Source organism: Pseudomonas sp. FG1, from assembly GCF_034313875.1.
In the GTDB taxonomy this organism is placed as follows: Bacteria; Pseudomonadota; Gammaproteobacteria; order Pseudomonadales; family Pseudomonadaceae; genus Aquipseudomonas; species Aquipseudomonas veronii.
The window spans coordinates 98,713-112,813 of sequence record NZ_JAVIWP010000003.1; the positions used below are offsets into that span (position 1 = coordinate 98,713).

Sequence of the window (14,101 nt, forward strand, 5' to 3'; positions counted from 1 at the left end):
GGCGCATTGCTGGCTATTTCACGATCTTGATTTCCCAGGAGTTGCGGTAGGTATCAACCCACTCCTGTTCTTTCTTACCGTCGACAACGACCTCTTTGAGCACACTCACGGCGGTTTTGCCAAGGAATGTCAGCGAGATATTGTCACCTTGTTGCGCTCCAGATTTGCGTAGCTGAGCGTTGAGCTCGATTCCCCAAACCAGGTGTTCACCGATACGCAAGAAGAACGACTTTCCGTTCTTCTTGAGAAACCGATAGTGGGCGAAACCTGAACCGCGGTATTCGCCGGTAACAGACCTGCCAGCAACGCCTTGGAAATTGAGTTCAGGTGCGCGCTCATCTTGATCTTCATCGCTTTGGGCGACTTGGATCTCTTGAGCTGTTTCTTGATGCGCGGGCTGGGATTCGCGAGGGATGAACTCCCCTTTGATCTCGCCCTGCTCTTGGTTCTCGATCGATGCAACCTGGTTGCGGCCTTCCGGCCGGTACAGTTTGTTGATCACCACCGGTTCAAGCGCCTGGTGCATCGTTTCATTGGTTTCTGGCTCGGGAAGCTTATGGGCCAGGCGCTCTGAAACAATGCATAGCCCTTGTGGCAGTCGGAGATAGCTTGGAACATCGAAGTCAACACGGATCATTTCTCTTCTCCCTGGCGACGCAGGTAGGAGGGAATGTAGTAGTTGTCATAATCGACGCTGCTACACCAACGGGCGTTGGGTAAGGTCTTGGTTGCTTGAGGAGCCGAAGCCTTCAGACAACCGCGTAGGTAGCTCAGAACACCACGCAGGATCTGCTCAGCATTCAGGATCACCACAGCGAGGAACACGCAGAGTGTCAAAGGCAAAACATGCTTTGCAAACTGCGGTGCGTATACAGCTCCCAACATAGCAACGAGGAAGCCAAACGCGGTCAGCACTTTAACTTTGAGGGTTGTAGATGCCATTTTCAGTTCTCCATTTTTTTAGAACGGAGAACGCCCTAACGGGAGTTCCCCGTCAGGGTTTTTTTGACACAAAAAAAGGAAGCCAAATGGCTTCCTTTTTTGATCGGCGCTACGCGAACGTAGGCTTGGTTTTTAAGCTGATAAGCTCAGCTTGGCTTGCTCCCAGACGCATACACGTCTTGGGTACCAGTGGCAGCAGCATGCTGTCACTTAGGGTCAATGGCCTCCAGGAGGCAAATTCTTAATCGACCTTGGCCGATGAGTGCCGCAATTCTCGCCGCCATTTCACTCTGTCGTCAACCAGAAAAACGCACCTCAAATTCCGACGCTATTCGTGCGTGAAATCGAAATCCAGAGGCTCCGCAAGCTGGTGCAATAGTCCGGCCACCAACATCCGGAGAAACCGCTAATGGCGACCACTCAACCACAACCGACGAAATACCAATACTCCAAGCCATCCCTCAAAGGAAAGATGGTACTGAACACTGAGCAGGCGAAGTTCTTCGCCGGCAACCGTTTCGATAGCCTCATGACGGCTCTTTTTATCATCGACGTTACGTCCCGCAAGCTGGCCAAAAACCTCAAGACCTTTGATCACAAAGCGGTGGTTGATGCGGTCTCGAAGAAAATCGAGCGCATGGAAGTAGCCGTGCGTGACGAGTCTGAGCGGATGGACACGCTTTTGAAGAGTCTGGGAATCAAAGAGCTTGCAGGGTACAGCTCACCACTGACTCGCGAATTCGAAATCACCAGCCCAGAAATCAAGCGGATGAGCAGCCTGCTTCAGGCATTTGACCACCTGATTATCCAGGTCGATACCGCCTGGCTGCATGAGAAAATCGATAGCTCGGAAGCTGAGGAATTTCGTGCAAACAAGAGCAACCAAATGGCCCGGCTGATCCGCTCACTCGTTGGCCTCGGTCAGAGCGCGCGAGCAAAGGCATACGCCAGCAAAGTTGCAGAGCTCCAAGAAGATATCGAAAAGGCAGAAGCCAAAGTGAGCGCCGAGAAGGAGGAGCGCGAGGCTGCGGGTCACATTGAGCCTGAGGGCAATGCAGACCCTCTCGATTCGCTTCCCGAAGAAGCGGTTGCTTGATAGCGCCAGTAATGAAAACGCCCCGCATTGCGGGGCGTTTTGCTTAGGAGAGTCATTATGCTTGATGATCTTACGTCAACACCGGCAAGAACCAGTAGAAGACGCAGACAAGCGACGGATCAGCCTCCTCCACGCGAAGCCACCCCACTGTGGACAGAAGAGCTGGCCACCGACGAGTCACTTGAAGCGCCGCCAGAGGCAGTATTTTGGGATACGGTCGCGATCATCTCTGTCACTGCTGCTGTTCTTGTTGGGGTGGCGATAGGTGTTCCTCTCGGGGTCTATCTTCATGGCACGTTGTAGATCCATCATCGCCTCGGCGCTTCAGCTTTTCGACATGCCGCCTTGCAGCCCAATACCCCCCCTTGATTCTGCGCTCGCTCAGCGCCCGACAAATTGACACCACATGGCCCCGAGTAAAAACCGGGGCTTTGTAGGACTGGATTTTACGAATCGCGCCCCAAATGCTGTAGACCCGCTCAGGCATTCCATAGGTGAAACTGGCCTGCCCTGCCATCACTGCGTAGCTGTGGATTTTCTGAGAGTGGACTCCGGTGACCTTCTGAACTGCCTTCACGTGCGCGTAGTTCTGCATCAGCGGGTTTTGCACGCGATATTTCCTTCGGCCGACGATCTGCAACCAGCTCTCGGGGGCTTCTGGGTAGGTAATGATCTTCCCCTTGAAACACTTCGTTTCCAGGACAAAGATCCCGTAGCGCGACACGATGATGTGGTCAACCTGTGTTGACTCTCCCCTTGTCTTGCCACGATAGATCGCGTTGGCGAACACCTTGTATTCGCCACTGAGGCATAGGCGGAGCATGAAGTTCACCTTGTACTCCCCCCACCACCCTCGGTAGGCAGGGAATTCAAGTAGACGAACGTGGGCGATGCCCGCGAGAACCCCCAGAATCAAAACCGGGGGCAGGTACAGCATTAGAAAGTCATTCATCAATTTTGCACGAGATATCCCGGCCCTCAGACCAAGGGATAGCGCGGCACGCTCAGCGTACCTCTGCTCTCGCTGCCTCCTTTTGGGATTGAGGGCTATCGGTTTGGATGTGGGAATAGGCGTAGCCATCGGCCCGCTGAATCAGGGTGAAATGGCGATGGTGGACGCCCTGAACCACGCCATCAGACGTCTGGATGTTGAAGCTGCCGGTCTTGCGCACGGCGACTCGCCCCAGGTGAGTGCCGGCCTTTTTGCCGGTCGGCACCTCGGCGCGCACCTGATCGCCGGTCTGGAAGCCGAAGTGGCGTTTCTGCCGAGTCAGGTAACCCCTCGGAAAGCCATGTGTGGTCAGCCGAGTGCGCTGGTAGTCGCCCCGCCCGGTGGCCTTAATCGCCAGCGTGGGGCGTTGCCAGTGCTCGATGGCCCTGATCTCGCCGACACAGGCGGCATCAAGGGCATGTGTTTTCGGAAGATCAAGGCGTCGGCGGTTGTACTTGGTTTGCGCCCCGGTGCCCGTGGTGACCGACAGGCCGGTATCCAGCAGGCCACGGAACAGGGCATTGCGGGTGGCGTTGACGGCGGCGGCATCCCGAAGTGGAGCTTTGGCTTTCGCCTTGATTCGGGCCAGCAGCTCTGGCCTGGCCTTCAGGAACACCTCGACTGGCTGGTTGCCCTTGCGCTGATTACAGGGCCGGCAGGCCAGGGTCAGGTTGGGCACCCGGTCGCTGCCGCCGGCACTGCGCGGAACGATGTGCTCGATCTCCAGCGGCGTATTTTCAGCGTCGCAGTAGGCGCAGCAGCGGCCCCACTTCTCCAGCAGGTATTCACGCACCTCGTAGCCGGCCAACTCGCCCTGCTGGTATTGGACGCCGCTGATCTCCGGGTTCTGTATGGCCTGCATGTCGAACTTGACCCGCTCGACTGCCAGATCGCTGATCGGAGCCCAGTTACGCATCCTCCCGACCCAGCCCAGCGTGGTGTCCAACCGGTGGCGCAAGCTTGGCGGCAGCCAGCCTTCCGGCCGGGTGCGGTTGTCGAAGCGCGGGGCGCGGTGGCGCAGGTTCTGACCACGGCGGCGACGGCGAAACGCCGCCCGCTGCTGCATGGCCTGGCGAATCGCTGCGCCCCGATGGGCCAATTCCATCAGTGAGAGAACAGACACCCGCTGGCCCTTCTGGCGTACCAAGGCAATGCCAGTGAATTTGCTGCCCGGATCGAACTTGAGCGTCAGCGATTGCAGCGCGCTATCGGCCTGCCGCCGATCCACCAGACGGATCACGAACGGCACCTGCCGGTGTATGCGGGCGCGACCGCGCTCCAGCAACAATCGCGCTCGCTTCTCGCTGCATGGCATCAACGGCGTGCCTGTCTTATCCAACACATAGACCGCCACGGCGATCCTCCTTTGAACTGTGCCCTTACGGGCCTGGTGACGGAGCCTTGCGGCTCGCTCCCCTCGGGAATGTCTGCACCCGGCTCCCGCTGTCGCGGCGGTCGGAACCTTCGGCGCTTTACCTTTCGCCAGCATGGTCCCGACCTTCCAGTGCCCGGAACTGAGGAAGCATTCCGGGGTGGGTCGGTTCGACCTGGTGCAAACGTAGCCGGTTGGTTACGGCTATCCCTGGTCAACCTAGCTTGTTTTCACAAGCCCCGATTTTCAGGACGAGGCAGTTGACTCATACCATCGCAAATCCGCCCTTACGGGCGGATTCTCCATTAGAGCTTCGAGCAGCAATCTGTCCATCGCCAGAACATGTACATGGCATCGTTCCCAGTACCTGGAACATGCCGACTAGGCCCACCCTCCCAAGTCTGCGGCGGTTCTCCGAGCCACATTGCTCTGCTGTTCTGCGACTTTGGCCAGAACTGGGTCACTTTGTACTGGCTTTTCGGAATCGTCGGGTAGATACCCGCCTTGCACACGTTTTCATCACCCATAGTGCGTCGAGCGAGGCCCCTGCGGTGTTGCTGAGCGATCACTCGCGCAGCCAGCAATGCTGTCGTCCGGTTTGCATCTTGCGCCACGGTTACGCCGGCAAATGGGTAGATGCTCCCCCATGTACCGGTACACCACCAAAGCGACTCAAGAGGTTCCTTTCGAGCGGTAACCAGCGCGGATTCGGCAGCACAGGCCGCAATAGCGATTGGGTTTGCCACGGCCGCGGACTCGGGGTGCTGGAAGAAAGCCAACGTACCGTTGTTCCAGGTCGGGTCGATCTCAGTGAAAGAGATGATATCGAGGTCGAGATAACCGTCCGGGTTGCATTTGGTAGGCGTATAGAGATCGAGGATCTGAAGTAGCGGGAATGCATACAGATGCGCGTGGTAGAACGACCCGGCAGCCTGACCTGTCTGGGTGCTGTTGTCCTGCCGAAGTCGGCCATAGCTGCGCTTGTTGCCAAGCGGCAGCGTTACACCACCTAGGGTTGGCGAGCAGCCTGGCTTACGGACAGTTTCAACCATCCGTGCCGGCTCCCACATTGCAGTGATGATTCCGGGCTTGTAGATCGAGGATGAGCCTTCCTGGCAGATGCAGAAGACCATTTTTGTAGCCTTCGCGGGGGCTGTGCCGGGGGTTATTTGCACACCAGAAACACGAATTGGGAAGAGGCACGCCCAGCAGATGTCGGTGAACAACTTCGGACCAAAAAGGCCAGAGTCCTCACACATCACCTCTCCGGAAGAGGACGCCTCAGCCGCTATCCCTGGCAGGGAAAACATGCCTGCAATCACCAGAATTGCGGCGGTTATTACCTTATTGATGCTCATGATTGGCCTCCTCGAAGGCTGTTTGAGCAACCTCGCGGACGATAAAGTTTTTGGTGTCGGCTGTTACGACAGATGGGGCTCGAAAGATTTGGAAGCGCTCCGCCATGTCAGGCGGCAGCAGGTACAAGGGCGCATCCAGGCTGTCCTGAACGCTGTTGAACAGATCCCAACCAGAGGCAGTGGGAATCTGAGTCGCCATCACAGTGACGGTCAGATTTGCCCCATGGTCTGCATATTCACGCTTCGCCAGGGCAACCTGCCAAGGTTGCGTCGGATCAATCACGACCAGTTTCTGGTCAAAAGGCATCATGTCGAGTGGATTGATCCTCCCCGCCTTCTGAACAACCCTTCCTTGGCTATCGAGAATGTCATTGGGAACGATGACAGATGCGTCGACGAGGCGTGTCGCACTCTCCGTTACCGGAGGCAATGGGTGCCCTTTGTGGTTATCCCAAAACCGAGCGATTGCTCGCTTCTTCATGGCGTCGGTGTCCAGCTCTGCGATGCGCTGTTTCGCAACCTCCATGAGGTCTGGCTCGATGATTTCCTGTGTAGAGCCAATAGTGCCTAGATCCCCACGCTTACCATCCTTAACCGCCCCCTCGATATAGCTAACGGAGGACGACCCAGCAGCTTTAGCGATCAAAGCATCATTCGGTGCTTCGAGAGCGACGGTGGGGACGGCTGAAACGCTATGACGCTGGAATGCGAGAGGATCGAGCAGAACACTCACAGTGCTTTGCGTCTCTTGCGTGAGGAGGTGCATTTTGGTCACAGCATCGCCCATCGACATACCATCAGGAATGCCTCGAAAAACGATGCCAACACCAGGCAGTCCGTCAAAGGACAGCAGTATGTCTTTGAGGGCAGTAGCCCCCATCGACCACGACACGAAAATTAGAGTGCGGTTTCCATCGCCCAGGGGATGTTTTTTCTCGCGATCTGAGCCATCTTGTTGCCGCTGACCGAAAACTGACCCAGTAGAGGCTGTTCTGCCGACTGAAAACTGACCCAGGTGTTCAACTGCTTCTGCTCAATTTTTGAGCAGGAGAACACAGGGTGATCAGTATGGAAATGATGGGCAAAATCCGCCGGATGTATTTCCGCGACAAGCTGTCGCTGCATGAGATAGCCAAGCGCACCGGGTTGGCGCGCAACACGATTCGCAAGTGGGTCAGAGCACCTGAGGCCAAGCCGCCGGTCTACCAACGCCGCGCGATCTTCAACAAACTCAGCCCTTTTCACGCCACGCTGGAGCAGGCGCTAAAAGCCGATTCGCTGCGGCCCAAGCAACAGCGGCGCAGTGCCAAGGCGCTGTTGGCGCAAATCAAAGCCGAAGGTTATGACGGTGGCTACAGCCAGCTCACCGCGTTCATCCGTGCCTGGCGAGGGGGACAGGGCAAGGCGTCGCAGGCCTTTGTGCCGCTGACCTTTGCTCTTGGCGAGGCGTTTCAGTTTGACTGGAGCGAGGAAGGCTTGCTGGTCGGCGGCATTTACCGGCGTATGCAGGTGGCACATCTGAAGCTGTGTGCCAGCCGTGCGTTCTGGCTTGTGGCGTATCCGAGCCAGGGCCATGAGATGTTATTTGACGCCCATACACGCTCGTTCGGCTCCTTGGGCGGCGTGCCGCGCCGGGGCATCTACGACAACATGAAGACCGCCGTCGACAGGGTCAATAAGGGCAAAGGCCGGGCGGTGAATGCGCGCTTTGCGGTGATGTGCGCGCATTACCTGTTCGATCCGGACTTCTGCAACGTCGCCGCTGGTTGGGAAAAGGGCATCGTTGAAAAGAACGTGCAAGACAGCCGCAGGCGTATCTGGCTAGACGCCCAGGACTGCCAGTTTCACTCCTTCGAGGAACTCAATGCCTGGCTGGGCCAGCGCTGCCGCGCGCTTTGGAACGAGCTGACGCACCCTCAATACAGCGGGCTGAGTGTGGCCGAAGTGCTGGAGTTGGAGCGCGCTGAACTGATGCCTGTGCCAGCGCCATTCGACGGTTACGTCGAGCGGCCTGCGCGGGTCTCCAGCACCTGCCTGGTCAGCGTCGGGCGCAACCGCTACTCGGTGCCGTGTGAGTACGCGGGTAAGTGGGTCAGCAGCCGTTTGTATCCGACCCGCATCGAGGTGGTGGCCGATGATGCGCTGATAGCCAGCCATGCGCGCTTGCTGGATCGCGACCAGGTCAGCTACGACTGGCAGCACTACATCCCGCTGATTGAGCGCAAGCCCGGCGCGCTGCGCAACGGAGCGCCCTTTGCTGATCTGCCGGTGCCGCTGCGTCAGCTTAAGCACGGCCTGGGGCGTCATGCCGGCGGTGACCGGATCATGGCGCAAGTCCTGGCTGCCGTACCGGTCGCCGGACTCGATGCCGTGCTGGTAGCCGTTGAGCTGGTACTGGAGAGCGGCAGCCTGAGCGCCGAACACATCCTCAATGTCGTGGCACGGCTGACAGCATCCGAACCACCACCCAGCGTCGAAACCCACTTGTCGCTCAAGGAAGCCCCCGTCGCTAACACGGCGCGCTACGACCGCCTGCGTGGCCAGGCCGAGGAGGTCGGTCATGCGTGATTTGATGGCGGAACTCAAGGAGCTGCGCCTGCACGGCATGGCCACGGCCTGGGCGGAGTTAACTGCACAGGGTGAGTCGAACACAGCCTCGTCCAAGTGGCTGCTCGAACACCTGCTGGAACAAGAGCACACAGATCGCGCCATGCGCTCGGTTAGCCACCAGATGAACATGGCCAAGCTGCCGATGCACCGCGATCTGGCCGGCTTCGACTTCAGCGCCTCCAGCGCCGACGCTCGCTTGATCAGCGAGCTGGCCAACCTGAGCTTTACCGACACCGCGCAGAACGTGGTGCTGATCGGTGGGCCAGGCACCGGTAAAACCCACCTAGCCACCGCGCTGGCCGTGTCCGGCATCACCCGGCACGGTAAGCGCGTGCGCTTCTACTCCACGGTCGATCTGGTCAATCTGCTGGAGCGCGAAAAACACGACGGCAAAGCCGGGCGGATCGCCCAGGCACTGCTGCGCATGGATCTGGTCATCCTCGACGAACTGGGTTATCTGCCGTTCAGCCAGGCTGGCGGTGCGTTGCTGTTTCACCTGCTGTCCAAGCTGTACGAACACACCAGCGTGGTGATCACCACCAACCTGAGCTTCGCCGAATGGTCGAGCGTGTTCGGCGACGCCAAGATGACCACCGCCCTGCTGGATCGGCTGACCCACCACTGCCACATCGTCGAAACCGGTAACGAGTCCTATCGCCTGCAACACAGTAGCTTGGCGGCCCAGGCCAAGATCAAATCACGGGAGCGAAAGCGTAAGGGCAGCCAGGAACCGGAGGACGATGAGCCGTTCTGATTTCATGGCGACGACGGCCTGCTACATGGCTGCGTGTGGCAGGTCTTAAACAACTGAACTGGGCTAGCGAAGGAGTGGGGGCAACAGCAGCTGCGCTGGTAGACTTATCCACAGTTGCTGGTAACAAAATCAGCAATCCGCCCTGGGTCAAATTTCAATCGGCAGGGTGGGTCAATTTTCCATCAGCGCCAACACAGGGGTTGTGATCTACAGAAGCCCAGGACAATAAATCTAAATCAATATTAAATCTTCTCTTGAAGTTGGCTTATTAATTCCTCGAGAGCTTCTTGATCTGGTTTTGTGTCAACGAATCTAAGCGACTTGTCTGAAAGGACTTCCATGACACCCCATTTCAATTCATGTAAATCCTGGCCCGGCTCCGGTGGCGTCTCCCAGTAGGGAAAGCTTCTGACTACATGAGGCGGCATCTTTGTGATCATGGCTGAATCTCGGTATTTTCTGTCAAGGCAAAGGCTGCATGCTAATCAGTGTATAAATATACAGTTCTGCACCACCACACAAAAAACGGCGTCAAAAGTTCGTCATCTTTTCAGCTCGTAAACTGGTTGCAGAACGGCAACACCTATAAAAAAGTTGTCTCATAGCACAGCATAAGCTAGGGCCATGCCTACAGCAAACATTAGGCCATCACTGACCATTTAAGGCGTGATAAGTTTCATTAATTTGATGCTTTTTGAGTTTTTTGACCGCCGTAAGCTCGATCCCTTCCTACAGAAGGAAAGTGAGCTGGCTGTGGTTGAAGCATAGGTTATCGCGGAGATCTATGTAGATCATTTCCTGTCCGGAGCCTGGGACAGCGCGTGGACAGCCTCCCTTGGAGCTTCTGTGCTAGGCCTGCGGCTCTCGGCCTACTCTCCGTGCGTACTCAAGCAACCAGAGTAGCGAATGATCTGGGCGGTCAATTGCGATTCCTGCAAAGGGGTGCGCTTGTGAGCTTCCTGGATATCGATTTCAAGCGCCTCGACCTCAGAGCATGGCATCGGCCTCGGTTCACTCACACTCACTCACTGACACCTTCGGCCTTAGCCAGCCTTGCCTACGCACCTCCCCCATCGCCGCTTCCAGCTCAGGAATCGAGGAGATGTCGCAAGACACCGTTGGCTTTTTTCCTTTGCGGTCTGTGGGCAACTGCAATATGACTTGCTCAGGATCGCTTAGAGAAACCTGGAATTTTATGCTCGGAAGCCCGCTGAAGATGATGCTCGCCTTCGTTAGGTTCAACTCAGCTGAAGCCTGCCGCACCTCACCTTCGTGCTCATACGCCAGCGAGATACGGTGTTTGGTTGAATTGCTCATAGATAACCCCTGGCGCTTGGTCTGCGCAAATTTGCGTGACGCTTAATGCTTTGTTTTGAGCCCGCGCCTCGCCGCGGATGAACCGATCTTCGCTGCTCAACATGTGAATCCGCGCGGGGGCTGAACACTTCAGCCAGTGCTCTGAAATCACTGAAAACAGCTCGATACGGCTTAGGCCGAGCAAATGCTCAGGCTCAATCTTTGGCAGCTGTGCGAGAGCGGTGAATCGTGTCTGCGGTTGCACCACTCTGAGTTCTGGTTGCGCGACTGCGGTTGCCATATATCCCTATCTCGAAGTCTGAAAAACCATATTCTGTCATGGCACTTCGCCTTCGTGTTCACGTTTTCTAACCAGTTTCGCGTCTGAAATCATTCATTACAATATAATTGATAATCATTCGCTTGCAATGAGGGAGCGATCTATGGTCTTCAAAAAGGCCTCAAATTGTTCAGCCAGCCGCTTCGCGTCGACAGTTTTCTCGCATCGAAGCTCGAACTTTTTCCCATCTACACGAACCTTGCCTATCCCACTGATCTCTTTGTCGGTGAACTTGCTCGGCGTTTTCTGCTGATCACGCGAGGCAACCTCCTTCGCTAACCACCGAAGAGCATGTTCCTGCGTCCATTGATGATCGCGCATAGAGGTAACTGCTTGCAGAAGCAGCGCCGGCTCGGTACGACTGAATTCAATGAAGTCTTTTGCCCATTTCCCACCGATAAGCCCTGGATTCGTGTCGAGTATCGCTCGAACCTCCTCTGGCAGATCCATTAGGAGAAGGCATCTGCTAACTATCGAATGGTTGACCCCTACTCTGCGCGCCAGAGCACGAATCGAACTTTCTTCCCCAGCTCGCATAATCGCGGCATAGGAACGACCGCGCTCATACTCGGTTAGAGCTTCCTGTCCCTCGTTGTCGGTCAAGGCCAGGATTTTCGCCATTGCATCCGTAACGGAGCGAACATAGGCGGTGACGGTTTCTCTGCCCAGCAGCTTGTGAGCACGCCAACGACGCTCGCCGCCGATCAGCTCATACGCTCCTTCCCCTATAGGACGAACCGTCAACGGCTTTACCAGCCCAACAGAGGCGATCGAGTTCGCCAGATCCTCAATAGCAGCCTCGCTGAAGGTCAGGCGAGGCTGAAAGGGAGATACCCGAATCGACTCGACCCTTACTTCAGCGAGGACGCCGCTATCACTTGCGGCAAGAGATTCATCGCTATGGCCTGGCGTTGGAGCTGCAACCGGGGTTGGAACTGGAGCGCTGTCCTCCTGTTCCGCCCTTTGCGCTGCGAGCATGTCTGCAACGGAAACCCTGAGATTCGGCTCAGCAATTTCCGCTGGCGGGCGAACCCCGGTGACCCAAAGAGGGGGGGTCTTTTTTTGACCTGGGTAATCCTCCGACTTGGCCATACTTCCTCCGAAACCTAGTGGTGGTGCTCCGAGCACCACTCATATTCTCAAGTTATAAGTGGTGCTCCGAGCACCACCATTTTCTGAACTCGCTGAGTGGTGCTCCGAGCACCACTCAAATCTAACGGCTCTGGTGCTCCGAGCACCACCTCAAATCACTGAGCGGCCAGATCGCGTATTCGTTTCAACGCCTCACCGAAAACACTGCGCATCGAGTCAATAGTCTTGGAAGAGGCACCTTTCCAGACCAGCAGGGGAACGCCTTGATCAAGCGCTTTACCGTAATCCTCGGAGTAATAGAGTTTTTCTTCAGATACCCGACCAGGGAAAAGATCGTTCAGGACGACCAGGTTGTTGAGGATGCGTTTGCGGTTGCGGATGAACATCGTAGGGATAGCGAGCACTCCCGGAGAGCGGCGATATGCTTTCGCAAATCGAACCATCCAGTCGTTTAGCCGCATCAGCGCCCTGAATGAAAACTTATCCATCCGTACAGGGCAGAGCACAAAGTCGCTGGCAACAATGGAGTTCTTGGTGAGCCTGGAGGCGGTAGGCGCGTTGTCGAACAGAATCACATCATAGGAGGAGATATCGACACCTGGGATTTCTCCGCTACGCGCCCGCTCAAGCCACCCTGCATACCAGAAGTCCATATTGTTTTCGGCATCGAGTGCCACGGCCAGGTCTTCCAGATATGCATCGGCAGGAATCAGGTGTGGCCCGTTCTCACCGAATGGCTTCTTGACGACTTCCTCGAAAGTCATCGGATCAAAGCATCTCACCCGGAGATCGGGACTCAGGAGGCTGCCAAAATGGCCGGCGACATAGCGATCTGCTGGTATTCCCATCGCCTCGAGATCTGATAGTGCGAGATCTGGATCGTAGCCAAACACGCTGGACGAATCGCCCTGAGGATCGTTATCAACGCAAAGCACCCGCAGACCTGCAAGCTGAAGGAATACAGCAAAGTTGACTGAGGTTGTCGTCTTTCCGGTACCGCCTTTCTGCACGAACGTTGAGATAACAATCTGCCGAGGCAGTCCCTTTGCGTAGCCTTTCGCTCGGCGAAGCGCAGCGATGTCAAAAATATCGCGAAGCGTATAAGCCCTTGAGGTGACAGTTCCTCGCGGAACCCGGCGAATCTCGATGCCGTTTTCGTCTTCAATATCTTTGAGGCGACGGGTGGTAAGGCCGAAGCAGTCGGCCGCGAACTGGGGAGGATAGAGGAGGGCGTCGAAGTCGGTGTAGTTGACCGTTTCTTCTTCAAACTGCTCGCTTGACTGCTGCATGACAATCCCTGCATTTGCTGAATACAGGGGGATGATAATACGTAACGCCATATTTTCAAGGCTAAATCATGGTACGGGCCTTTTTTCCGCTGCTTATCCCGAACTGATGGCTAGGTATCCTGCCGATCAGTTCGGGTTTATGGCTGTTTTTTATGGTTTGAAGCGAACTGGTTTTTGTATGGAAAGAGGAGGGCTGTTCTGTGAATTAATTAGGCGTACTGTTTTTGAGCTTGGGTGCGTGCGCGTTTGAAGTCGGCGCTGATGTAATTGACTGTGAATTGGGTGTCCAGGGGATGCGATTCGACAACCACCTCGGTGGAGCCAGACAAGAAAGTCACGTTCTCAAAGCCAAGGCTGGATTCATCAGTGCTGATTTGCAGCTGGCTCCTCAAGCCATTCAGCACCTCCTCCAGGTGGAGCTTGTCAGCTTTTACCGTAGCGACATCCAGGACCCCTTCAGCGTTGAAGGCCAGCTGAATGTCAGTGACACCCTCGAGGTTGACCTCCCACTCTGAAAGGTTAAGTACCGGCCCGCCGGTGTAGGAAGTACCAATCTTGTCGATGATGGTGTAGTGCTGCTGGACGTCTACGATCGTCGTAACGCCTACAGCTAGGCTTACCGGCTCCGGCGCTATAGCAGTCATGCTGAGCAGATAAGCTGCGACGCCCGCGAAAGCGGCAGTATTCATTGGGTTCCTCCAGGTCGTGTTCGGTTGGGATCATTTTCTCCTCGCCGACCTGGTGGGTGTGCTGCTTTCGAACCGAATTGTCGTCGGAAAAACGGCCCTCGGATTCTGAGTCTGCTTTTGGCTTTGGTTTTGGCCTTTGCTTCTCAACCTTCAGAAAATCAGCTTTTCAGTTTTAAAAGCCTTTTAATTGTTTTTCTCTTGTTGTTCTCTTGTTTTTAGAAGGCTGGAGCCCTTGTGCCACGGGGCCTCCAGAGGACTATCGACTACAAATT

13 protein-coding genes are annotated in these 14,101 nt (G+C 56.1%); 3 read left to right on the plus strand and 10 right to left on the minus strand.

Translation table 11 applies throughout. The features are described 5' to 3' along the window. Positions 1-13: 13 nt before the first annotated feature. Positions 14-637, minus strand: a complete 624-nt coding sequence (locus RGV59_RS31415) for a hypothetical protein (protein WP_028621620.1) — start codon at positions 635-637, stop codon at positions 14-16. Continuing rightward, the gene (locus RGV59_RS31420) at positions 634-942 is read right to left on the minus strand and encodes a hypothetical protein (protein ID WP_033050417.1); all 309 of its coding nucleotides are present in this window, start codon (positions 940-942) and stop codon (positions 634-636) included. The genes RGV59_RS31415 and RGV59_RS31420 overlap by 4 nt, the downstream gene beginning before the upstream one ends. Positions 943-1,351: 409 nt before the next feature. Here RGV59_RS31420 and RGV59_RS31425 point away from each other — a divergent pair, with 409 nt between their 5' ends. Then, complete coding sequence (locus tag RGV59_RS31425; protein ID WP_013100915.1) at positions 1,352-2,038, plus strand: hypothetical protein; 687 nt, start codon at positions 1,352-1,354, stop codon at positions 2,036-2,038. A 232-nt stretch (positions 2,039-2,270) separates the two neighbouring features. On the opposite strand, the gene RGV59_RS31430 is transcribed toward RGV59_RS31425, so the two are convergent. The 4 genes from RGV59_RS31430 to RGV59_RS31445 form a co-directional block, all read right to left on the minus strand. Beyond that, positions 2,271-2,990: a nuclease-related domain-containing protein gene (locus tag RGV59_RS31430; RefSeq protein ID WP_231980890.1), complete on the minus strand. Its 720-nt coding sequence runs from the start codon at positions 2,988-2,990 to the stop codon at positions 2,271-2,273. Between the two features lie 52 nt (positions 2,991-3,042). Then, positions 3,043-4,383, minus strand: coding sequence for an RNA-guided endonuclease IscB (gene iscB, locus RGV59_RS31435; RefSeq protein WP_322148908.1), 1,341 nt, complete (start codon positions 4,381-4,383; stop codon positions 3,043-3,045). A gap of 323 nt (positions 4,384-4,706) precedes the next feature. Continuing rightward, positions 4,707-5,711, minus strand: coding sequence for a TraU family protein (locus RGV59_RS31440; RefSeq protein WP_033050424.1), 1,005 nt, complete (start codon positions 5,709-5,711; stop codon positions 4,707-4,709). Between the two features lie 34 nt (positions 5,712-5,745). After that, positions 5,746-6,651 (minus strand): TrbC family F-type conjugative pilus assembly protein, encoded by a 906-nt coding sequence (locus RGV59_RS31445; RefSeq protein WP_322247160.1) that lies wholly within the window; start codon positions 6,649-6,651, stop codon positions 5,746-5,748. Positions 6,652-6,827: 176 nt separating this feature from the next. On the opposite strand from RGV59_RS31445, the gene istA reads away from it, so the two are divergent. Beyond that, positions 6,828-8,327 (plus strand): IS21 family transposase, encoded by a 1,500-nt coding sequence (gene istA / locus RGV59_RS31450; protein ID WP_102053904.1) that lies wholly within the window; start codon positions 6,828-6,830, stop codon positions 8,325-8,327. After that, complete coding sequence (gene istB / locus RGV59_RS31455) at positions 8,320-9,123, plus strand: IS21-like element ISPst3 family helper ATPase IstB (RefSeq protein WP_029309271.1); 804 nt, start codon at positions 8,320-8,322, stop codon at positions 9,121-9,123. Before istA ends, istB begins: the two co-directional genes overlap by 8 nt. A 1,011-nt stretch (positions 9,124-10,134) precedes the next feature. On the opposite strand, the gene RGV59_RS31460 is transcribed toward istB, so the two are convergent. From RGV59_RS31460 to RGV59_RS31475, 4 genes are all read right to left on the minus strand, one after another. After that, positions 10,135-10,440 carry a hypothetical protein gene (locus RGV59_RS31460; RefSeq protein ID WP_011600727.1) on the minus strand — a complete coding sequence of 102 codons (306 nt, stop codon included), beginning with the start codon at positions 10,438-10,440 and terminating at the stop codon, positions 10,135-10,137. Positions 10,441-10,834: 394 nt separating this feature from the next. After that, entirely contained in the window at positions 10,835-11,851 is a 1,017-nt protein-coding gene (locus RGV59_RS31465) for a ParB/RepB/Spo0J family partition protein (protein WP_011600726.1), read from the minus strand. 155 nt (positions 11,852-12,006) lie between these two features. Continuing rightward, entirely contained in the window at positions 12,007-13,140 is a 1,134-nt protein-coding gene (locus RGV59_RS31470) for a ParA family protein (protein WP_011600725.1), read from the minus strand. A 209-nt stretch (positions 13,141-13,349) separates the two neighbouring features. Next, positions 13,350-13,829, minus strand: a complete 480-nt coding sequence (locus RGV59_RS31475; protein ID WP_011600724.1) for a hypothetical protein — start codon at positions 13,827-13,829, stop codon at positions 13,350-13,352. Positions 13,830-14,101 lie beyond the last annotated feature (272 nt).

Bases quoted from the DNA above. Each gene is read 5' to 3' on its own strand.
- RGV59_RS31425 (WP_013100915.1), top strand. From the start codon at position 1,352: ATGGCGACCACTCAACCACAACCGACGAAATACCAATACTCCAAGCCA.
- istA (WP_102053904.1), top strand. From the start codon at position 6,828: ATGGAAATGATGGGCAAAATCCGCCGGATGTATTTCCGCGACAAGCTG.
- RGV59_RS31475 (WP_011600724.1), bottom strand. From the start codon at position 13,829: ATGAATACTGCCGCTTTCGCGGGCGTCGCAGCTTATCTGCTCAGCATG.
- RGV59_RS31460 (WP_011600727.1), bottom strand. From the start codon at position 10,440: ATGAGCAATTCAACCAAACACCGTATCTCGCTGGCGTATGAGCACGAA.
- istB (WP_029309271.1), top strand. From the start codon at position 8,320: ATGCGTGATTTGATGGCGGAACTCAAGGAGCTGCGCCTGCACGGCATG.
- RGV59_RS31415 (WP_028621620.1), bottom strand. From the start codon at position 637: ATGATCCGTGTTGACTTCGATGTTCCAAGCTATCTCCGACTGCCACAA.
- RGV59_RS31465 (WP_011600726.1), bottom strand. From the start codon at position 11,851: ATGGCCAAGTCGGAGGATTACCCAGGTCAAAAAAAGACCCCCCCTCTT.
- RGV59_RS31430 (WP_231980890.1), bottom strand. From the start codon at position 2,990: ATGAATGACTTTCTAATGCTGTACCTGCCCCCGGTTTTGATTCTGGGG.
- RGV59_RS31440 (WP_033050424.1), bottom strand. From the start codon at position 5,711: ATGTTTTCCCTGCCAGGGATAGCGGCTGAGGCGTCCTCTTCCGGAGAG.
- RGV59_RS31420 (WP_033050417.1), bottom strand. From the start codon at position 942: ATGGCATCTACAACCCTCAAAGTTAAAGTGCTGACCGCGTTTGGCTTC.
- RGV59_RS31470 (WP_011600725.1), bottom strand. From the start codon at position 13,140: ATGCAGCAGTCAAGCGAGCAGTTTGAAGAAGAAACGGTCAACTACACC.